The following is a 19939-nucleotide window of genomic DNA, read 5'->3' as shown; positions in this document are numbered from 1 at the left end:
GCCCGGCCTCGTCGTCGTACCAGCGCGCCCGGTGGGCCGCGGCGAGCGGGTTGCGGGGCTGCCCGTCGGGGTCGACCCCCGGGTGCTCCGGATGTCGCCCCCGGTACGGGCGGGGCACCGGATTCACCGGCCGCCCACCGCCCGCGGCGGGGCGCCCAAATGCTCCCCGACCCGGCGGACCAGCCTGGCCATCTCGTAGGCGATCAGGCCGAGGTCGGCCCGGGAGGTGGCGAACACGGCGAGGCAGGTACCCTCCCCGGCCGCCGCGACCAGCAGGTAGCCGCCCTCCAACTCGACCATGGTCTGGCGGACTTCGCCCGCACCGAAGTGCCGGCCCGCTCCCTTGGCAAGGCTGTGGAATCCGGAGGCGACGGCCGCCAGGTGCTCTCCGTCCTCCCGCGCCAGTCCGGCCGAGGTGCCCATGGCCAGGCCGTCGGCGGAGAGCATCACGGCGAAGCGCAGCTCGGGGGCGCGCTGGACCAGCTCGTCCAGGAGCCAGTTCAGCGCTCCCGCGCGGTGGGTGGTGGCGATCACGGACGCTCTCCTTCGGATCGGGACGGGGATTGGGGGTGGTGCGCCCGCGGCGGCTGCGGAGGGTCGGCGGGCTGCCCGTCCCGCCGGCCTTCCGGGTGCAGACCGCGCGCCCATCCGTTCTGGAACGCGGACATCGCCGCCCGCGCCTCCTCGGGGCTGCGGCCCGCCGCACCGAAGCCGTCGCCGGAACCGCCCCCGGAACCCGGCCCGGCGGAGGCGAGGACGGAGGAGGAGGCAGCCGTACGGCCCCTGTGCGCAGGCGGACGGGCCGGGGCCTCGCGCAGCTGCGGCGCGAGGCTCGCCTGGCGGGTCCGGCGCGGCAACTCCTCAGGCCCCTGGCCGAGTTGGTGGCAGCCCGAGCGGGGACCGTCCGAGCCGGGGCCACGCGATCCGACGCCGTCCGAGCCGGAACCGTCCGTGGCCGGTCCGGGTACCGGCTCCGCGAGGGAGCCCTGACCGTACGGCTCCGCGCCGTACGGCTGCGGCGGCCCGGACTGCGGACGGGCGGCCGCACCCGCGCGCCCCTCCGCAGCCGGACCGGCCTCCCGGGCACCGGAGGCCCGGAAGGGGGTGCGGCGCACCGGCCCGGGGGCACTGCCCCGGACACCGAACGGCAGCAGCGCCCCACCCTCCGGCGGCGGCCCACCCGCCGCCGGAAGCCCGTCACTCGTCCCGCCCTGCGGGTGCTCCCGGTGCCCCGGTTCATCCCGGCGCCCGGGGTGCCCCGGGTGTCCCAGGTGTCCCAGGTGTCCCGAGACGCCGGTCGGGAGACCCGGCGAGCCACCGTTCGGGCCACTGCCCGGACCGCCCGCCGACCGCTCCGCACGGCCGTGCTCCGGGGTGAACTCCCGCTCCGGGACAGCGCGGTGATCCGCCCGATCGGCGAGCACCGGCTCCACCGGTCCTGCTCCGACCGCCGCGGCACCAGACGCGGCACCCGACGCGCCGGTCGGGGCGGCACCCGACGCCACCGTGCCACCCGACGCCGTGCCGCCCGACGCCGCCGCCGAAGGCAGCGGAGGCGCGACCGGCTCGAAGCCGTACCGCACGTCCTCGGCCCCCACCGCCGCCGCCTCGTCGGCCAGCAGCGCGGTCGACAGCAGGACCACCGCCGTGGTGCCGCCGTACGCGGAGGTGACCAGCGAGACCTTGACGTCCTGCCGCCGGGCGAGCCGGCTGACCACGAACAGGCCGAGCCGGTCGCTGTCGAAGAGGTCGGTCTGCTCGGCGGCGGCGATCCGGCGGTTGGCCGCCGCCAGCACCTCCGGGCCCATGCCGAGGCCGCGGTCCTCGATCTCCAGCGCGAAGCCGTTGCCGACCCGTTCGCCCCGGATGTGCACCCGGGTGTGCGGCGGCGAGAACCCGGTGGCGTTCTCGACCAGTTCGGCCACCAGGTGGGTGAGGTCGGCGACGGCGTGGCCGACCACCGCGGCGCGCGGCAGCGGGTGGACCTCGACCCGGGCGTACTCCTCGACCTCCGAGACGGCCGCGCGCACCACGTCCACCAGGGGGACGGGACGGCGCCAGCCCCGACCGGGGGCCGCCCCGGAGAGGATGATCAGGCCCTCGGCGTGGCGGCGCATCCGGGTGGTGAGGTGGTCCAGCCGGAACAGGTCGGCGAGCTCGGACGGATCCTCGGTACGGCGCTCCATCGCGTCCAGCAGGGTGAGTTGGCGGTGCACCAGGACCTGGCTGCGGCGCGCGAGGTTGACGAACACCCCGGACACTCCGGAGAGCACCTCGGCCCGTTCGACCGCCGCCGTGACCGCCGCCCGCTGGACGGTCCCCAGCGCCCGGTGCACCTGGCCGATCTCGTCGCCCCGCCCCACCGGCCGGGGCGCCTCGGCCTCGATGTCCACCTCCTCGCCCGCACGCAACTTCCGCATGGTCGCGGGCAGTTTGCGCCCGGCCAGCTCAAGTGCCGAGTTGCGCAGGCCGATCAGCTCGGTGACCAGCCCGCGCCCGATCTGCACCGAGATCACCAGCGAGGCCACCACGCCGACCAGACCGAGCAACACGGCCATCCCGGCCGGGGTGAACAGGCCCAGTGCGTACGGGTCCTGGCGCTCGGCGGCAAGCCTTCCGGCCCGGTCCTCGACGCCCCGCAGGGCACCGGCCACGTTGCCCGCGACCATCGCCCAGCGGTCGGCCGGCACCGCCGCGACCGCCGCCCGGCCGTCGGCGGCCGTCCGCACCCTGTCCTCGTACCCGGCCAGCTCGCGGTGGTCCTGGCCCCCGGTGACGGCGAGCAGCTCCGCCCGGTCGACGGAGCGCAGGTCGGCGGCGGCGCCCCGCTCGAACTCGCGCCGGGCGAAGGCCGCGCCGGAGAACTCCCGCAGCTGGTCGTCGCCGAGCCCGCCCGACAGCTGGGCAGCGCGCAGCAACGCGTCCTCGCGGGAGAGCAGTTCGCGGGACCGGGCCAGCTCCAGCAGCACCCGCGCGTCGGCGGCCGCCTGGCGCTCCTGGAAGGGAGCGACGGCGCCGGCGGCGGCGAGCGCCCGGTCCACCGCCTCGCCGTACGCCGCGTACGCCTCGGGCCAGCCGACGCTCCTGGCCAGGACCCGGTCGCGCAGTGCGGGCAGGGTCGCGAGCGAACCGCCGAGGGCGTCCAGCCGGGCGGCCGCCTCACCGCCCAGGCCCTGGGCGTCGGCGCGGTTGTAGCCCCGGTCGGGTCGGCGGGGGTCCGGGAAGAGCGGGGCGAGCGCCCGGTCGGTGGCCGCCGCCGCCTCGCGCAGGGCGCTCTCCCGGGCGGCGCTGGGGGCGGTCGCCGGGATCGCCGGGATCGCCGCCGGGGCTGCTGGGGCTGCCGGAGCCGCTGGGGCCGCTGGGGCCGCTGGGGCCGCTGGGGCCGCCAACAGCTGACCGACGGCGGTGCGTTCGGCCTGCAGCCCGGCGACCGTCTCCGCGACCGGCGTGAGCAGCGTGCGCTGGGCGTCGCGCTGGCGCATCAGGCCCCAGACGCCCTGGGCGGTGGTGACGGTGGCGAACCCCCACAGGGCGATGACGGAGACGACCGGGACCATCAGCAGGGCGATGATCCGGGCGCGGACGGTCCGGGGGCGCAGCCCGCGCAACCACGGGCCGGGGCGCGGCGAACGGGCGGGCGGCCCGGCATGGGCACCCCGGCGGGTACCGGGGGCGGTACCGCGGTCTTCTCGCATGGGTGAGGAGCCTTTCGGGCGGGGAGGGCGGAGGCCGGGTGGGCGGAGGCTGCGGGGCCGGACCGGGAGCGGGCGGGCGGGCGGTGCGAGGGCGCGAAGGTGCGGCTCAGGCTGCGCGGTCGTGCCGCTCGGCGTCGCGCCGCCCGCCGGCCGCCGGGGTGGGCTCGTGCCACGCGCGTTCGGGGTATGGGGGCGCGGCGGGGACCTCCTCCACGGCCAGTTCGCCCGCCTCCCGGTAGCCGGCCCGCTCCTGGGCGGTCGGCGAGAGTGCCACGAAGGCCGAAGCGAGGAAGAGGAACGAGCCGAGGCCGACGGCGAGCGGGAAGACGAACTCCATCGGGCTGACCCCGCCGAGAACGGTCCGGGTCGGCTCCAGTCGGACGTGGACGGCGGCCATGCCGGTGTAGTGCATGCAGCTGACGGCGAGGCCCATGGCCATCGCGGCGGCCGCAGCCGTGTACACGTTGCGGATGGTGACGGCGGCCCAGAGCGCGGCGGTCGCGGCGCCGACCGCGATCAGCACGGACAGCGCGACCGTCCCGGCGTCGTAGTGCAGTCCCCCGTGCATCCGCAGGGCGGCCATGCCCAGGTAGTGCATCGCGGCGACGCCGAGACCGGTGGTGACGCCGCCGGAGAGCAGGGAGAGGCCGCGGTGCCGGCCGTAGCAGACCACGGTCAGGCCGAGGCCGGTGACCAGCACCGCGACCACGAGGCTGAGGACGGTCAGCGGCACGTTGTAGCGCAGCTCGGTGCCGTCGACGGTGAAGCCGAACATGGCGACGAAGTGCATGGTCCAGATGCCGGAGCCGATCGCGGCGGCAGCCGTGATCAGCCAGTTCCGCCGGGCCGGACCGCTCGCGGCCAGTCCCCGCAGCGTGCAGCGCAGGCCGAGGGCGGCGCCGGTGCAGGCCATCAGGTACGAGAGGGCGGGGGTCAGCCAGCCGAGGCTGAGATGGTTGAGAGTGCCCATGGGACCTCCGGTCGACCGGTCGGGCCCGGGGGCGGTACGCGGTGCGCCCGGGCGCCCCGGGCCGGGCGGACTGCACACGAATGGCATATGCCAACCACATGTGCGCTTCCGGCCTGGGGTGCGTGGGACGCTACCGAGGGGCCGGAATCGGTCAGACAAAGATCTGAAAAGCTGCCCGCAGGGAGCGGTTGATGTGTTCCGATGGCCCTGTCGTCTACCCAGAGGGCGTCCAGCGCGGCGGACGGCGTGCGGGGAGCTGTGCACAAACGACAGCGGACAGATGACAGAGTTTGAAATCTGTCATCTGTCCGCTGAACTCTGTCGGCTGTCGGCTGTTGGCTGTCGGCCGCACGCTGTCAGACTGTCAGCCGCTGGCCGTCAGCGGCTCGCCGTCACCCGGATCCGCATCGGGCTCGCCGCCCGCAGCGTGATCCCCTGGGCGAGCGCCACCCGCCGGTCCACCGCCTCCACCTCGAAGTCCCGCAGCAGCACCCCCAACGCCAGCACCGCCTCCAGCATCGAGAAGTGCTGCCCGATGCAGGCCCGCGGTCCGCCACCGAACGGGAACCAGGCGTAGCGGTGCCGGGCCCGTTCCGCCTCCGGGAGGAAGCGGTCCGGGTCGAAGCGCTCCGGGTCCACCCAGTGGTCCGGGTGCCGGTGGGTGACCAGCGGCGCGACCACGACCTGCGCCCCGGCCGGGATCACGTACCCGTCGATGACGGTCTCCGCGACCGCCCGCCGCCCGCCCAGGGCCGCCGACGGGTAGAGCCGCATCGCCTCCTTCAGCACCCGGGTGATGTAGGGCAGCGCCTCCAGGTCCGCCGCCGTCGGTGCCCGCCCCGCCAGGACGGTCCGCGCCTCCTCCCGGGCGAGCCGCCGCTGCTCGGGGTGCATCGCCAGCAGGTGCAGCGCGAAGGCCAGCGCGGTGGCCGTGGTCTCGTGCCCGGCGAGCAGGAACACCAGGACCTGGTCGCGGAGTTCGGCCGGGTCCAGCCGCCCGCCGTCCTCGTCGCGGGCCCGTCCGAGCAGGGTGAGCAGGTCGTCCGCGTCCTCGTCGCCGCCGCCTCGCGCGGCCCGTTCGGCGATGATCCGGTCGCAGACCCCGTACAGCGCCCGCTGTGCCTCGGCACCGCGCCGGTTGGCCGGGGTCGGCCAGGTGCGCGGGAGGCGGACCGGGGCGTAGCCGCGCTCCTTCACGTACTCGCCGAGCACCGGGAAGCTGCGGTGCACCACCGCTATCGCCTCCTCCACGTCGGCACCGAAGAGGATCCGCGCGACCGCCCGCAGGGCGAACCGGGACGTCTCCTCCGCCGCGTCCACCACCCCGCCGGGCACCGCCCGCCAGCGCTCGGCGAGCGACTGCGCCTCCTGCGCGAGCGCGTCCGCGTAGCCGTCCACCCGGCGCCGGGTGAACAGCGGCTGCACCATGCGGCGTTGGCGCTGGTATTCGGCGTCCTGGCTGGTCAGCAGCCCGTTGCCGACACTGGTCCGCAACTCGTCGTAGAAGGGGTCCTCCTTGCGGAAGTTGGCCGCCTCGACGGCCAGCACCTGCCGGACGCCCTCCGGCGAGAACACGCCGTAGAAGTCGGCGCGCAGCCCGGGCGGCCCGGCCTGGAAGCGCACCACGTCGCCGTGGTCGCGGCGGGCCGCGAGGTAGCTGCGCAGCGGGCGGCGGGTGAGGTCGAACAGCGAGCCGACCAGGCGGTTCCCCGCCGGGACGGGTATCGCGGAGGTGGGGGCGGGCGCGAGCCCGGGGGCCCGAACGGGGACGAGTTCGATGGTCATCGGCACTCCTTCTGTACAGGGGTGTGCCCGCCGCCGCTTCCGACGGGCGGTCAGCACCGAAAGGAGCCGCGCCCGGACCCACCGACGGGCCGACCTGCCCGGCCGGATCCGGACCCGTCTCACTCGTATTCGGTGCCCCCCTTGCGGGTCAGGTAAGCGTCGCTGACCACCTTGGCGATCGCCCGCCCGCCGAGCACCGGGCTCCAGCGCTCGGTGACCGGCCGCACCACCACGCCCTCGCGCAGGTGCAGTTCACGCCCGGAGACGCTCTCCTTGCCCCGGGCGAACCCCAGGACGGTCTCCGGGTCGAACGGCCCGCGCCACAGCTCCGGCACCAACGGCAGCTCGCCGTCCAGCAGTTCGGCCGCCGAGAACCAGTTCAGCTGCCCGTCCACCACGGCCGAGACGTCGAAGGCCGCGTAGCCGGGCCGCTCGGTGCGCGCCGAGGAGCCGTAGCCCAGGTCCTGCACGCCCTCGCCGAAGACCTCGCCGAAGACGCCGACCCGCTCCGCCCCGAGGCGCTCCGCCAGCCGGGCGGCGGCGGCCGGGATGCCGTAGGCGCGCACCGCCCGCCAGTAGAGGTTGCGCTCGTCCTCGACCAGCGCCAGCCCCTGCGCGCCGATGCCCTTGGACGACACCTGCACCTCGCCGGTGGCGGCGACGTACGTGACCAGGCAGCAGCTGCCGTGCAGCTTCTCGGTCAGCACCACCGGCTCGCCCGGCTCGAAGGCGTCGGGGTAGCGCTTGAGGTTCTCGATGTCCACCCAGGGCAGCAGGTCGGGCGCGCTGACCACGTCGCCGCTCATCGACGTGGGCACCGGCGGCTGCCACTTGACGACCCCGAGCAGTTCGGCGAAGTCCTCGCCGCGCTCGGCCGCGGCGGCCAGGTCGGTGCCGGCGAGTGCGGCGGGCCGGCAGACGATGCCCTGGGACAGCTCGCCGCGCAGCCGTACCGCCTTCACCCGGTTCGCCCGGGCGCCGGCCAGCTTGCCGGTCAGGCCGAGCTCCTCGATCAACTCATCGGGCAGGACGGACTGTTCGGGGATGTAGACGGCGTGGTCCCCGGTCCGGTACATGCCCTTGGCGACCACCGCCCGGTAGAGGCCGACCTGCGCGAGCTCCAGGGCATCGGCGTTCGGGTGCTCCAGGACGGTCAGCTTCTCCGCGGTGACGCGCAGCGTGGACATGGAAGGACTCCTCCCCTCGGTTCGGCCGCGGCGGTGCTTGCGACCAACCCGGCCGCGTGTACGGACGGCCACCACTCTGTCCGTTCGACCACCGACGGCGCGACGCAATTTCCGCGCGCCCCCTCCGGCCCCGCCGGCATGACCCGCGCGACCCGCCACGCCCCGCCCCGCCCCACCGGCGCGACCCGCCACGCCCCGCCCCGCCCCACCGGCACGACCCGCCTCACACCCGCACGACCCACCCCGCCGAGCGCCCCCGCCATGTGCCCCCGCACCCGTTTTGAGCCATCCCACAGCAGTCCGGAGGCCCGCGCCGGCTCCCGCCTGTGCAAACCGACAGGGGATTTATCGCTCGCATATGCGGCACTATGATCGCCGTAATGGCCGCAGCTGCGGCCAGTCCCTCGCGCCCCTTCCGGCGCGCACCCTGGAGGGGAACCACCGATGAGCACCCGCACGCCCACCACCCGCAGGCTCGCCGTCGCCGCCGCCGCGGTCCTCGCGCTCACCCTCGGAGTCACCGCCTGCGGCAGCGACGGCGGCAAGTCCTCCGGTTCCACGGCCTCCTCGGCCACCTCCCCGGACGCCTCCGCCGCCGGCAGCGGCGTCCCGAAGGCCTCCGGCACCGTCACCGTCTTCGCCGCCGCCTCGCTCAAGGAGACCTTCACCGAGCTCGGCAAGAAGTTCGAGGCCGCCAACCCGGGCGCCAAGGTCACCTTCAACTTCGGCGGCAGCTCCAGCCTCGCCACCAGCATCAACTCCGGCGCCCCGGCCGACGTGTTCGCCGCCGCCAGCCCGGCCACCATGAAGACCGTGACGGACGCGGGCGGCGCGAGCGGACAGCCGACGACCTTCGTCAAGAACACGCTCGCCATCGCCATCCCCAAGGGCAACCCCAAGCACATCGCGGGCCTCAAGGACCTCACCGCCTCCGGCGTGAAGGTCGCCCTGTGCGCAAAGGAGGTGCCGTGCGGCGCCGCCGCCCAGACCGCGCTCAAGGCCGCCGGCCTCGACCTCACCCCGGTCACCCTGGAGCAGGACGTCAAGGGTGCGCTCACCAAGGTCGAACTGGGCGAGGTCGACGCGTCCCTGGTGTACCGGACCGATGTCCAGGCCGATGCTGCGAAGATCGAGGGCGTGGACTTCCCCGAGGCCGCCAAGGCCGTGAACGACTACCCGATCGCCGCCCTCGCCAAGGCCCCGAACAAGGACGGCGCCGCCGCCTTCGTCGCGTACATCCAGTCGCCCGAGGCCAAGCAGGTGCTGACCGCGGCGGGCTTCCAGGCACCGTGAGCGACCGCACCACCGGCTCCGGGCCGAACCGCCCGAACCAGGACCGCCTGGAGCAGGACCGCCCGGACCAGGGCCACTCGGCCCGTACCGCCGACGGCGACCCGGCGGAGCCCGCACAAGCAGGTCCCGCGCAGGCAGGACCCACGCAGGCAGGACCCGCGCAGGCCCTGCCGCGGCGGCGCCCGCGAAGCCGCCGCCCGCGCACGCACCGCGTCCCGGTCACCCTGCTGCTCCCGGCGCTGCTCGGACTGGCCTTCCTGATCCTGCCGCTGGTCGGTCTGCTGATCCGGGCCCCCTGGAGCGGCCTGTCCGAGCAGCTCACCAGCCCCGCCGTCTGGGACGCGCTGCGCCTGTCGCTGATCAGCGCGACCGCGGCCACCGCGGTGTCGCTGGTCCTCGGCGTCCCGCTGGCCTGGCTGCTCGCCCGCACCGAGCTGCCGGGCCGCCGGATCATCCGGGCGCTGGTCACCCTGCCGCTGGTGCTGCCGCCGGTGGTCGGCGGTGTGGCGCTGCTGCTGGTGCTCGGGCGGCGCGGCATCGTCGGCTCCTGGCTGGACTCGGCCTTCGGCATCACGCTGCCGTTCACCACCACCGGGGTCGTGATCGCCGAGGCGTTCGTGGCGATGCCGTTCCTGGTGATCAGTGTCGAGGGCGCGCTGCGGGCCGCCGACCCCCGCTACGAGGAGGCGGCCGCGACCCTGGGCGCCTCCCGGCTGACCGCGTTCCGGCGGGTCACCCTGCCACTGATCGCCCCGGGGATCGCCGCCGGTGCCGTCCTGGCCTGGGCCCGGGCGCTCGGCGAGTTCGGCGCGACGATCACCTTCGCGGGCAACTTCCCGGGCCGCACCCAGACCATGCCGCTGGCCGTCTACCTGGCCATGGAGTCCGACCCGCAGGCGGCGATCGCGCTGTCGCTGGTGCTGCTGGTGGTCTCCGTCGCCGTCCTGGTCGGCCTGCGCGACCGCTGGCTGTCGACGCCGTGACCCGGCCCGCGCGCACGGCCTCGGACACCGTTGCGGACGCTCCCCCGCACATCTCCCGCGACACTCCCCCGGCCCCAGCGGACCCAGCGGACCCAGCGAACCCAGCGGGCGCATTGGACCCGAGGGACCCGAGGGACCTCCCGGGCACTCTGGACACCTGGACGCCATCCCGATGAAGACCGACAGCCGCCCAGGCCCCGCTCTGGACGCCCGCCTGCGGGTCGAGCGCGCCGCGTTCTCCCTCGACCTCGCGCTCACCGCCGCCCGCGGCGAGGTGGTCGCGCTACTCGGCCCCAACGGCGCCGGCAAGTCCACCGCCCTGCGCGCCCTCGCCGGACTGCTCCCGCTCACCGGCGGCCATCTGCGCCTGGACGGCCACCTCCTGGAGGACCCGGCGCAGCGTGTGCACACCCCGGCCGAGGAGCGTCCGGTGGGGGTGGTGTTCCAGGACTACCTGCTGTTCCCGCACCTCAGCGCGCTCGACAACGTCGCGTTCGGCCCGCGCTGCCAGGGCCGCCCCAAGCGTGAGGCGCGCGCGGAGGCGGCCGGCTGGCTGGAGCGGATGGGCCTGGCCGACCACGCCTCGGCCCGTCCCGGCCGGCTCTCGGGCGGCCAGGCCCAGCGGGTGGCGCTCGCCCGCGCTCTCGCCGTGCGCCCCCGGCTGCTCCTGCTGGACGAGCCGCTGGCCGCCCTGGACGCCCGCACCCGGCTCGACGTACGGTCCCAACTGCGGCGCCATCTGGCCGAGTTCGAGGCGGTGGCGGTGCTGGTGACGCACGACCCGCTGGACGCCATGGTGCTGGCCGACCGGCTGGTGGTGATCGAGGACGGCCGGCAGGTGCAGTCCGGCAGCCCGGCGGAGGTCGCCCGGCACCCGCGCACCGACTACATCGCCCGGCTGGTCGGGCTGAACCTGTACCAGGGCCGGGCCGAGGGCACCCGCGTCACACTCCCGGACGGGGCGGTCCTGGCCACCGCCGAGGAGCTGGACGGCCCGGCCTTCGTCGCCTTCCCGCCCTCCGCCGTGACGCTGTACCGGGAGCGTCCGCAGACCAGCGCGCGCAACCTGTGGAAGGCCGAGGTCACCGGGCTGGAACTGCACGGCGACCGGGTCCGCGCCGAGCTCGCCGGCGACCTGCCGATGGCCGCCGACCTCACCCCGGCCGCCGTCGCCGAGCTGGAGCTGACGCCCGGCGCCGCGGTCTGGGCCTCGGTCAAGGCCACCCAGACCCACGCCTACCCGGCCTGACGCCCCACGGCGGTCTCACTCCGGCGCCCCCGGCGCGCTCACTACGGCGCGGTCATTTCGGCGCGGTCTCGCCCCCCGACGCGATCACTCCGCCGGCTCGACGAACCCCGACTCGTACGCCGCGATCACCGCCTGGGTGCGGTCCCGCGCGCCCAGCTTCGCCAGCACGCTGCTGACGTGCGTCTTCACGGTCTGCACGCCGAGGAACAGCCGCTCGGCGATCTCCCCGTTGCTGAGGCCGCGCGCGACCAGCCGCAGCACCTCCGCCTCGCGCTCGGTCAGCGCCGCCCGCTCCATCGCCGCACGGGCGGTCGGGTTGCCGTGCCCGGCCGCCAGGCGGCGGATCGCGGCCGGGAACAGCAGCGACTCGCCCGCCGCCACCAGCCGTACCGCCTGGGCGATCTCGGCCGGGCGGGTGCGCTTGAGCAGGAAGCCGTCCGCACCCGCGCGCAGCGCCTGGTAGACGTAGTCGTCGTTCTCGAAGGTGGTCACGACCAGGATCCGCGGCGGGCGCTCACCCGGTGCGCCGGGGCGCAGCAGCTCACGGGTGGCGGCCAGGCCGTCCAGCACCGGCATCCGGACGTCCATCAGCACGACGTGCGGACGCAACGCGCGGGCCAGGGCGACGGCTTCCGCTCCGTCGGACGCCTCGCCGACCACCCGCAGGTCCCCCTGCGCCTCCAGGACGGCCCGCAGACCGGCCCGGACCAGTTCCTCGTCGTCGGCGAGCAGGATGTCCGTCATCCCGGCGGCTCCTCCGGCCGGACCTGCCATCGCAAGATCGTTCGTCACGAGCCCAAGCGTAGGGGCAGGCGCACGGCAAGCACCCACTCCCCGCTCCCCTCCTCGAACGGCCCGGCCACCCCCGCCACGGCCCCTGCCACGGCCCCTGCCGCCGTGCCCGCCGCCGAAAGCCCCGCCTCCGCCTCCCCGCCGAGCAGCGTGGCGCGTTCGCGGATTCCGCGCAGTCCCTTTCCGCCCTTGCGCGTCGCATACCTGCCCGCCCCGCCCGCTCCGCCCGCCGGAGGCCGCGTCGCTCCGTTCGCTGAACGTCCGGCGCCGGGCAGCCGGTTGGCGCAGCGCAGCTCCAACCGGCCGTCCCGCACGGCGATCCGGATGTCGATCGGCTCGCCCGGTGCGTACTTGAGCGCGTTGGTGACGCCCTCCTGGACGATCCGGTACGACTCGCGGGAGAGCACTCCGGGCAGGGTGCCGGGCTTCACGTCGACCCGCGCCTCCACCGGGCTGCCGGCCGCCCTGGCGGTGTCGAACAGCGTGGGCAGCTGGTCGATCCCGGGCTGTTCGGTGGCCACGCCGTTCGCCCCGGCCGGGGTCTCGCGCAGCAGCACGAGGGTGCGTTCGAGGTCCTCCATGGCCTGTCGGCCGGTCTCCTCGATGACTTCGAGCGCCTTGGCGACGAAGTCCCGGTCCCCGACCTCGCGCGCCGCGCCCGCCTGAAGGACGGTCACCGTCAGGGCGTGGCCGATCGAGTCGTGCAGCTCGCGGGCCAGGCGGTTGCGTTCCAGGAGCCGTTCGGCCCGCAGCTCCGCCTCGGCCAGCCGCTCGGCGGGGGAGGGGCCCAGCAGCCGTATCGCCATGGCGAGTTGGAGACGGCCCGCGCACACCAGGAACCAGCCGAAGCCGAGGACCGCCAACGGTACGAGCGGGACGTACCGGAGAGCGTCCGGGCCGGTCAGCCGGTCGAAGGCCCCGGTGATCCCGAAGACCAGCGGGAACCCGACCGCCGAACCCAGCGCGACCCGCCCGATCAGCCAGCCGGCCGTCCGCCGCCGGTCGGCCCAGGTGAGGGAGGGCTCGGTGGCGATGTCCTCCTCGCGGTCGGGCACCAGCAGCAGCCGCGCCTGCACTCCCTCGGCCCGGCGGGCGGCCGGTATGAGCGCGGCCAGCGCGAGCAGCACGACGTCCACCGAGACGCCCGCCATCAGGATCTCGCCGAGGCCCTTGTGGTACGTCCCCGGATAGACCATCAGCACGATGCCCGCGAAGAACCACCCCACCAGCAGGTGCAGCATCCGTGCGTAGGTGGCGCCGGCCACCAGCGGCGCGAAGAGCCCGGACACCGCGCTCTTCAGCACTGCGATCTTGGACATCGGGCCATCCTGCCAGTCCGCCCCCGGCTCCCGGCTCCCGCTCCGGTCGCCCGCGATCTCCCTCCCGGGAGGGAGGCGGCTCCCCGCCCCGGCGGGATCCGCCGCACCGGCCCGCTCCGGTCGAATGGAACCACCGCCCGGGGCCGACCACAGCGAGCACCGGCGAAGACCGCCAAGACGACGAGACGAGGGGAGCGGGCCGTGATCGAGATCCAGGGCCTGACCAAGGAGTACGACGGCCGGCGCGTCGTCGACGACCTGACCTTCGAGGTGCGACCCGGCGTGGTGACCGGCTTCCTCGGCCCGAACGGCGCTGGCAAGAGCACCACCATGCGCCTGGTCCTCGGCCTCGACCGGCCGACCGCCGGGTACGCCCTGGTCGACGGCCGCCCCTACGTCGAACTGCCCGACCCGCTGCGGACGGTCGGAGCGCTGCTGGACGCCCAGGCACTGCACGGCGGCCGGACCGCGCACGGCCACCTGCGCTGGCTCGCCGCGAGCAACGGGCTGCCGGCCCGCCGGGTGGACGAGGTGCTCGGCCAGGTCGGCCTGGCGGACGCGGCCGCACGGCGGATCCGGGGCTTCTCGCTCGGCATGCGCCAGCGTCTCGGGGTGGCCGCCGCACTGCTCGGCGACCCGCCGGTGCTGCTGCTGGACGAGCCCGTGAACGGCCTGGACCCGGAGGGCATCCGCTGGATCCGCACCCTGCTCCGCGATCTGGCCGCCGAGGGCCGGGCGTTGCTGGTCTCCTCCCACCTGATGACCGAAATGGCGCTCACCGCCGACCACTTGGTGGTGATCGGGCGCGGCCGCCTGCTGGCCGACGCCGCCACCTCCGAGTTCATCGACCACCACGGCCGGACCCGGATCAGGGTCCGCGCCGTCGACCCGACCAAGCTCGCCGCCCTGCTCCGCGACCCCGGACACGGCCTCGACGCCACCGAAGTCGCCGGCGGCGCCTGGGAGGTGAGCGGCACCGAACCCGAGCGGATCGCCGCGCTCGCCGCCGCCGACGGCGTGGTGCTGTACGAGATCGCCGTGCAACAGGACTCCCTGGAGGAAGCGTTCATGCGGATGACGGCCGACAGCGTCGAGTACCGTGCGGAGGCCGCCGCGTGAACGCCTCGACCCCTGCCGTGACGTCCGCCGCGACATCCGCGGTGGCATCCGCCGCGACATCCGTCGTGACGTCTTCCGGGTCCCCTGCCGTCAACGCCCTGCGCGCCGAGTGGATCAAGCTCACCACGCTCCGCTCGCTCTGGATCACCCCGCTGCTCGCCCTGGTGCTCACCGCGGGCGTCACCGCCGCCGTCGGCGCGGCCCTGGGCGGCAAGGACCACAACATCACCGACGACCCCGGTGTCGGCGTCTTCTACGGCCTCAACTTCGGCCAGGCGGCGCTGACCTGCTTCGGCATCCTGCTGATCGGGCAGGAGTTCAACACCCGCATGATCGGCACCTCGCTCACCGCCGTCCCGCGACGCGGCCGGCTCTACGGCGCCAAGCTCACGCTCGGCGCACTGGTCGGCCTGGCGGTCGGCGCCGTCGGCACGGCGGGCGCCTTCGCCGGGTACGCGGCCTCCGTCCCCGCCGACTGGGACGGGCCCGCCTTCGTCCGCACCGCCGTCGCCGGGGTGCTCTACCAGACGCTGGTGGTGGTGCTCTGCCTCGGAACGACCGCCGTGCTGGGCAACCTCACCGCCGCCATGGGGCTGCTGGTCCCGACCCTCTTCCTGCTCTCACCACTGCTCGGCGGAGTCCCGGGGGTGCGCCGGATGGTGCAGTTCCTGCCCGACCGGGCCGGCCAGTACGCCCTGCGGTACGTCGACGACCCGCAGATCGCCTACGGCCACTGGACCGGGCTGCTGATCATGGCGCTCTGGACCGCCCTGGCGGCGTACGGCGGACTGCGGGCGATGCGGCGCGCCAAGTGACCACGGGCGAACAGGACATGGGAGACGGGACATGGGAGCGACGATGAGCACGATGGCCGACGCGGTTCGCGCCGAACGGGTCAAGTTCACCACCCTGCCCTCGCAGTGGGCGGCCCCGCTGGTCGCCCTGGCGCTGACGGTCGGCGTCACGGCGGCCGTCAACGCCGCCTACGGGGCGAAGGACCACACGGCCGGCGAGGACCCGGCCGGGGGGATCTTCTACGGACTGCTCTTCGGGCACGTCGCGGTGGCCTGCCTCGGCATCCTGCTGGTGGGGCAGGAGTTCAACACCCGCATGATCGGCACCTCGCTCACCGCCGTCCCCCGGCGCGGCCGACTGTACGGCGCCAAGCTCGCGCTCGGCACCGGGCTGGGCCTGCTGCTCGGGCTGGCCTCGACGGCGGGTTCGTTCCTGGTCGTCGGCGCCACCGTCGGCCTGGACCTCTCCACCCCTGGCCTGACCCGCAGCTTCCTGGCCGGCGTGCTGTACCACCCGATGATGGTGCTGATCTGCCTCGGACTGACCGCGATGCTGGGCAACTTCAGCGCCGCGCTCGGCCTGCTGACCCCGATGGTGTTCCTGGGCACCACCTGGCTGGCCGCCATCCCCGGTGTCCGCGAACTGGGCCAGTTCCTGCCCGACCGGGCCGGCCTGTACGCGATGCGCACCCAGCCCGAGCCGGGCGTCCACTACGGCCACTGGACCGGGCTGCTGATCATGGCGCTCTGGACCGCCCTGGCGGCGTACGGCGGACTGCGGGCGATGCGGCGGTACGAGCCGAGCTGACGGGCGACGGGGAACAGCGGACGGATGACAGATGGCGGATGACAGATTTCAAAATCTGTCATCCGTTCGCTGTTATCTGTTGGCCGTCATCTGTTCGCCGCCGTTCGTCGCCGCCACCCGTCGCCCGCCCGACACCCGCCACCCGAGAGCCACCCGACACCCGCCCGGCCCCGCCGCCACCGCAGCGCCGGATGCTCCGCGATCACCGTGCAGCTGCCCGGCGCGATCTCCCTGCGCCCGAGTCCTGCACCCGGATGCAGGACCCGGACCGACACCGAGAACGAGGCAGGATTCCTGGCCCGCTCGCGGACGCAGTCGTGGACGGTCGAAGTACGCGTCAGCTGCCCCGAAGACCCACCGCCATGGTCAGTTCAAGGACGCGGTCCGGCGAGGCGAGATCCGGAAACAGCTCCCGCAGCTGCGACATCCGGTACCGGACTGTCTGTGGATGGACGAACAACGCCGCCGCCACCTCGTCCCGCCTGCCCTGGTGCAGCAGCCACGCCCGCAACGTCTCCTCCAGCCGCCCCGCGGTCGCGACGGGCAAGGCCCGCAACGGCGCGAGGGCTCGGGCACGCAGGTCTGCGAACGCGTCCACGTCGGCGCTCAGCACCAGCTCGGGCAGGTGGTCCTCGGTGTCGCGAATCTCAGCGGAAAGGGAGCGCGCGCGTACGGCCCGGGCGTACGAGGCGGACGCACGAGTCCATGGCCGTGCCGGGCCGACCACGGCGGTGCGGCCGGTCAGCTGCCGCAGGAGGTGCGGCCGGTCGGCATCGGGGACGAGCAGCACACCGGTGGCGTCCGGCAGGTCGTCGAGGACGAGAGTGCCCGGGTCGAGCACGCGGTAGGCAGGCCGGGCCTGGGCGGCGGGCAGCAGGACCACGGTCAGCGAAACCGGGGGCTGCCACCCGGCCCGTTGAACAGCGGCCAGCAGCACGTCCGGACTCGCGCCGGCGAGGAGGTCGCGGGCCAGGTGTTCCAGGTGGCGCTCGTGGGCCCTGCCCCGGGCGGCCAGTTCGTCGGCATGGCCCGCGGCGCTCGCGGCGGAGAGCTCGTCGATGTAGGCGAAGGTCAGCTCGGCGAACTTGGCGACCTCGGCGGCGGGCAGACCCGCGGGTACGGCACCCGCTGCCAGGCATCGCCAGGCCACGCGGGCGCCGACGCGGTAGGCGCTGAGCAGGGCGTCCATCGAGCGGCCGTCGCGCACCTCGCCGCGGCCGAGCTCGTAGGCCGCGTCGCCGGCGTCGCCACTCGTGGCGTTCCCGCTCGCGAGGTCCAGGTAGTGACCCAGGGTGGTGCGGACGGCCCGGCGGATGGTGCCGCCCATGCGGCCCGAAAGCGCGTTGGCATAGGGCGGGACCTCGTCAATGATCGCCTGGACGACCTCGTCGGCGGTGGCCGTCAGCGCGGCCCGAAGAGCGGTGACCGTCGTCTCATCCAGGACCAGTTCGGCGGCCCTCCTGATTGCATGGCTCACGTTTTTGTTCCCTACGAACAATTCAGCCGACCAGATTCACATCCTACGGTCAGGACTTTACGCCCTGAGGCGCAGCAAGCTGGGGTCATGACGAGTGCAGCCCTCCGCAGCAGGGCATGGAAGCTGCTGGAGATGGTCACGACGCCGCTGCTGCCGTCGGACTACCTCGACCTGGTCAGCCCGCTGCGTGCGGGCGCCGACCTGCGTGGGCGCATCGAGGCCGTGCACCCCGAGACGGCTGACGCAGCGACCATCGTGATCAGGCCGGGACGGGGCTGGCGCGGCCACACAGCCGGTCAGTACGTGCGGATCGGGGTCGACGTCGACGGGAGGCGCCTGTGGCGTGGCTACTCCATCACCTCACCGACAGACCGCCGGGACGGCCGCATCACGATCACCGTGAAGGCGATCCCGGACGGCAAGGTCAGCAACCACCTCGTCCACAGGGCGACACCGGGCACGCTGATCCAGCTCGACCAGCCGACCGGTGACTTCGTGCTGCCGCGTGCCAAGCCCGCCAAGGTGCTCTACCTGACGGCCGGCAGCGGCATCACGCCCGTGATGGGCATGCTGCGCGACACCGAGGTCGACGACGTCGTCCTGGTCCACTGCGCACCACAGCCGCAAGACGTGATCTTCCGCGACGAACTGCACGGCCTGGTCGCGGACAAGAAGCTGCGCCTCACCGAGGTGCACACCGACACAGACGGCAGGCTCGACATCGCCCGTCTCGGCGAACTCGTGCCCGACTGGGCCGAGCGCGAGACCTGGGCCTGCGGGCCTGCGGGCCTGCTCGACGCCGCAGAGGAGCACTGGACCGAGAACGGCGTCCAAGAGCGCCTGCACACCGAACGCTTCCGCCCCCGCATCGCCGGCGACGGCAACGGCAACAGCGACGGCGGCAGCGACGGCGGCGAGGTCACGTTCAGCGCCAGCGGCAAGACCGTCGACGCGGACGGCGCCACACCCTTGCTGGACATCGGCGAGGAGGCCGGCGTGCTCATGCCCTCCGGATGCCGCATGGGCATCTGCTTCGGCTGCGTCACGCCGCTCAAGGCGGGCGCCGTCCGCGACCTGCGCACCGGCGAGATCACCGAGGCCGAGCCGGGTGTCCTCATCCAGACCTGCGTGTCCGCCGCGGCGGGCCCCTGCGACATCGAACGGTAGGCACCTTGACCGCCATCGACCCCACCGCCCACCTGACCGCCGAGCAGATCGAGGAGCTCGGCCGCGAGCTGGACGCGATCCGCGACGAGGTGCTCGCCGACCGGGGCGAGAAGGACGCCGCGTACATCCGCAAGGTCATCTCGGCGCAGCGCAAGCTCGAACTGGCCAGCAGGGGCGTGCTGCTGTTCTCGATCTTCCCGCCCGCGTGGCTGATCGGCACCGCCGGCCTGTCCGTGGCGAAGATCATGGAGAACATGGAGATCGGCCACAACGTCCTGCACGGCCAGTGGGACTGGATGCGGGACCCGAAGATCCACTCCACCACCTGGGAGTGGGACCACGTCTCGCCGGCCGAGCAGTGGAAGCACTCGCACAACGAGCTGCACCACACGTACACCAACGTGATCGGCAAGGACAACGACCTCGGCTACGGCATCATGCGCGTCGACGAGGACCAGAAGTGGCACCCGCTCCACCTCGGCCAGCCGCTGTGGAACTTCGTCAACGCCTGCTTCTTCGAGTACGGCATCGCGGCGTACGACCTCGAACTCGGCAAGAACCTGCACAAGCGCCGCCGCAGGAACCCGGAGTTCCGCGCGCGGGCCAAGGCCGTGGGCCGCAAGATCCGCAAGCAGGTGCTCAAGGACTACGTGATCCACCCGCTGCTGTCGGGCCCGTCGTTCCTCACCACGCTCGCCGCCACGTTCACCGCGAACCTGGTCCGCAACATCTGGTCCCACTCGGTGATCATGTGCGGGCACTTCCCCGAGGGCGTACAGGTCTTCGAGCGCCAGTCGGTCGAGGGCGAGACGCGCGGCCAGTGGTACCTGCGCCAGATGATGGGCTCGGCGAACATCAGCGGCAGCAGGGCCATGCACTTCATGACGGGCAACCTGTCTCACCAGATCGAGCACCACCTGTTCCCGGACCTGCCGAGCAACCGGTACGCCGAAGTCGCGGTGAAGGTGCGCGCGCTGTTCGAAAAGTACGAGCTGGAGTACGTCACCGGGCCGCTGCCCAAGCAGGTGTTCTCCGCGTGGCACAAGGTCTTCCGGCTCTCGCTGCCGAACAAGAAGCCCAAGGTCAAGACACCGGCCCGCGAGAAGGAGCTCGTCGCGGCCTGATTCCCGGTACTGGTTCTCCGGGCGGCGATTGCCGAAAGCCGCAAGCCCGAGCCCCTGGTGACCACCGCCCACCGGCGCCCGTCCGACGGACAGGTCGGGGCGGGGTCACACCGTTGCGGGGACGCCTACCCGCCTTGCCCGGCAGAGGGAGTGCCGTCCCCACCCCCTCCAGGAAGA

General features: G+C 74.0%; 16 protein-coding genes. 8 read left to right on the top strand and 8 right to left on the bottom strand.

The annotated features are described in order from the left end of the window. Positions 1 to 123 precede the first annotated feature (123 nt). The 5 genes from ACFVGO_RS13735 to ACFVGO_RS13715 all read right to left on the bottom strand — a co-directional run bounded on the left by ACFVGO_RS13735 (position 124) and on the right by ACFVGO_RS13715 (position 7637). Complete coding sequence (locus tag ACFVGO_RS13735; RefSeq protein WP_359898615.1) at positions 124 to 534, bottom strand: roadblock/LC7 domain-containing protein; 411 nt, start codon at positions 532 to 534, stop codon at positions 124 to 126. After that, on the bottom strand, positions 531 to 3695 hold the full coding sequence (locus ACFVGO_RS13730) for a nitrate- and nitrite sensing domain-containing protein (RefSeq protein WP_380631886.1): 3165 nt from the start codon (positions 3693 to 3695) through the stop codon (positions 531 to 533). The genes ACFVGO_RS13735 and ACFVGO_RS13730 overlap by 4 nt, the downstream gene beginning before the upstream one ends. Before the next feature lie 106 nt (positions 3696 to 3801). Then, on the bottom strand, positions 3802 to 4665 hold the full coding sequence (locus ACFVGO_RS13725) for an MHYT domain-containing protein (protein ID WP_380349328.1): 864 nt from the start codon (positions 4663 to 4665) through the stop codon (positions 3802 to 3804). 378 nt (positions 4666 to 5043) lie between these two features. Next, the gene (locus ACFVGO_RS13720) at positions 5044 to 6450 is read right to left on the bottom strand and encodes a cytochrome P450 (RefSeq protein ID WP_359898621.1); all 1407 of its coding nucleotides are present in this window, start codon (positions 6448 to 6450) and stop codon (positions 5044 to 5046) included. Positions 6451 to 6569: 119 nt separating this feature from the next. Continuing rightward, positions 6570 to 7637 carry an RNA ligase (ATP) gene (locus ACFVGO_RS13715; RefSeq protein ID WP_359898623.1) on the bottom strand — a complete coding sequence of 356 codons (1068 nt, stop codon included), beginning with the start codon at positions 7635 to 7637 and terminating at the stop codon, positions 6570 to 6572. A 444-nt stretch (positions 7638 to 8081) separates the two neighbouring features. Between ACFVGO_RS13715 and modA the strand changes: the two genes are divergently transcribed. The 3 genes from modA (at position 8082) to ACFVGO_RS13700 (ending at position 11162) form a co-directional block, all read left to right on the top strand. Continuing rightward, complete coding sequence (modA, locus tag ACFVGO_RS13710; protein WP_380631883.1) at positions 8082 to 8930, top strand: molybdate ABC transporter substrate-binding protein; 849 nt, start codon at positions 8082 to 8084, stop codon at positions 8928 to 8930. A 167-nt stretch (positions 8931 to 9097) separates the two neighbouring features. Beyond that, the gene (locus tag ACFVGO_RS13705; RefSeq protein ID WP_380349367.1) at positions 9098 to 9913 is read left to right on the top strand and encodes an ABC transporter permease; all 816 of its coding nucleotides are present in this window, start codon (positions 9098 to 9100) and stop codon (positions 9911 to 9913) included. 172 nt (positions 9914 to 10085) lie between these two features. Next, positions 10086 to 11162: an ABC transporter ATP-binding protein gene (locus ACFVGO_RS13700; RefSeq protein ID WP_380631881.1), complete on the top strand. Its 1077-nt coding sequence runs from the start codon at positions 10086 to 10088 to the stop codon at positions 11160 to 11162. A gap of 84 nt (positions 11163 to 11246) precedes the next feature. Here the strand turns inward: ACFVGO_RS13700 and ACFVGO_RS13695 are convergent, their stop codons facing one another. Next, on the bottom strand, positions 11247 to 11906 hold the full coding sequence (locus ACFVGO_RS13695) for a response regulator (RefSeq protein ID WP_380349370.1): 660 nt from the start codon (positions 11904 to 11906) through the stop codon (positions 11247 to 11249). Between the two features lie 44 nt (positions 11907 to 11950). Next, a complete protein-coding gene (locus ACFVGO_RS13690; protein ID WP_380631879.1) occupies positions 11951 to 13273 on the bottom strand; it encodes a sensor histidine kinase in 1323 nt (440 codons plus the stop codon). A gap of 201 nt (positions 13274 to 13474) precedes the next feature. On the opposite strand from ACFVGO_RS13690, the gene ACFVGO_RS13685 reads away from it, so the two are divergent. The 3 genes from ACFVGO_RS13685 (at position 13475) to ACFVGO_RS13675 (ending at position 15994) form a co-directional block, all read left to right on the top strand. Then, complete coding sequence (locus tag ACFVGO_RS13685) at positions 13475 to 14392, top strand: ATP-binding cassette domain-containing protein (protein WP_380631877.1); 918 nt, start codon at positions 13475 to 13477, stop codon at positions 14390 to 14392. Between the two features lie 65 nt (positions 14393 to 14457). Continuing rightward, positions 14458 to 15207, top strand: a complete 750-nt coding sequence (locus ACFVGO_RS13680) for a hypothetical protein (RefSeq protein WP_380631875.1) — start codon at positions 14458 to 14460, stop codon at positions 15205 to 15207. 43 nt (positions 15208 to 15250) lie between these two features. Further along, positions 15251 to 15994 (top strand): hypothetical protein, encoded by a 744-nt coding sequence (locus tag ACFVGO_RS13675; protein WP_359898633.1) that lies wholly within the window; start codon positions 15251 to 15253, stop codon positions 15992 to 15994. A gap of 337 nt (positions 15995 to 16331) precedes the next feature. On the opposite strand, the gene ACFVGO_RS13670 is transcribed toward ACFVGO_RS13675, so the two are convergent. Next, positions 16332 to 17471, bottom strand: a complete 1140-nt coding sequence (locus ACFVGO_RS13670) for a helix-turn-helix domain-containing protein (RefSeq protein ID WP_359898635.1) — start codon at positions 17469 to 17471, stop codon at positions 16332 to 16334. A gap of 87 nt (positions 17472 to 17558) precedes the next feature. Between ACFVGO_RS13670 and ACFVGO_RS13665 the strand changes: the two genes are divergently transcribed. Both ACFVGO_RS13665 and ACFVGO_RS13660 read left to right on the top strand, forming a co-directional pair. Next, the gene (locus tag ACFVGO_RS13665; protein WP_380631873.1) at positions 17559 to 18638 is read left to right on the top strand and encodes a ferredoxin reductase; all 1080 of its coding nucleotides are present in this window, start codon (positions 17559 to 17561) and stop codon (positions 18636 to 18638) included. A 5-nt stretch (positions 18639 to 18643) separates the two neighbouring features. Next, positions 18644 to 19762, top strand: coding sequence for an acyl-CoA desaturase (locus ACFVGO_RS13660; protein WP_359898638.1), 1119 nt, complete (start codon positions 18644 to 18646; stop codon positions 19760 to 19762). Positions 19763 to 19939 lie beyond the last annotated feature (177 nt).

It is taken from the genome of Kitasatospora sp. NPDC057738, from assembly GCF_042798815.1.
GTDB classification, from domain to species: domain Bacteria; phylum Actinomycetota; class Actinomycetes; order Streptomycetales; family Streptomycetaceae; genus Kitasatospora; species Kitasatospora lactacystinica.
Note: the sequence above shows the minus strand (reverse complement) of the source record. Positions and strands in the feature narration are given on the sequence as shown.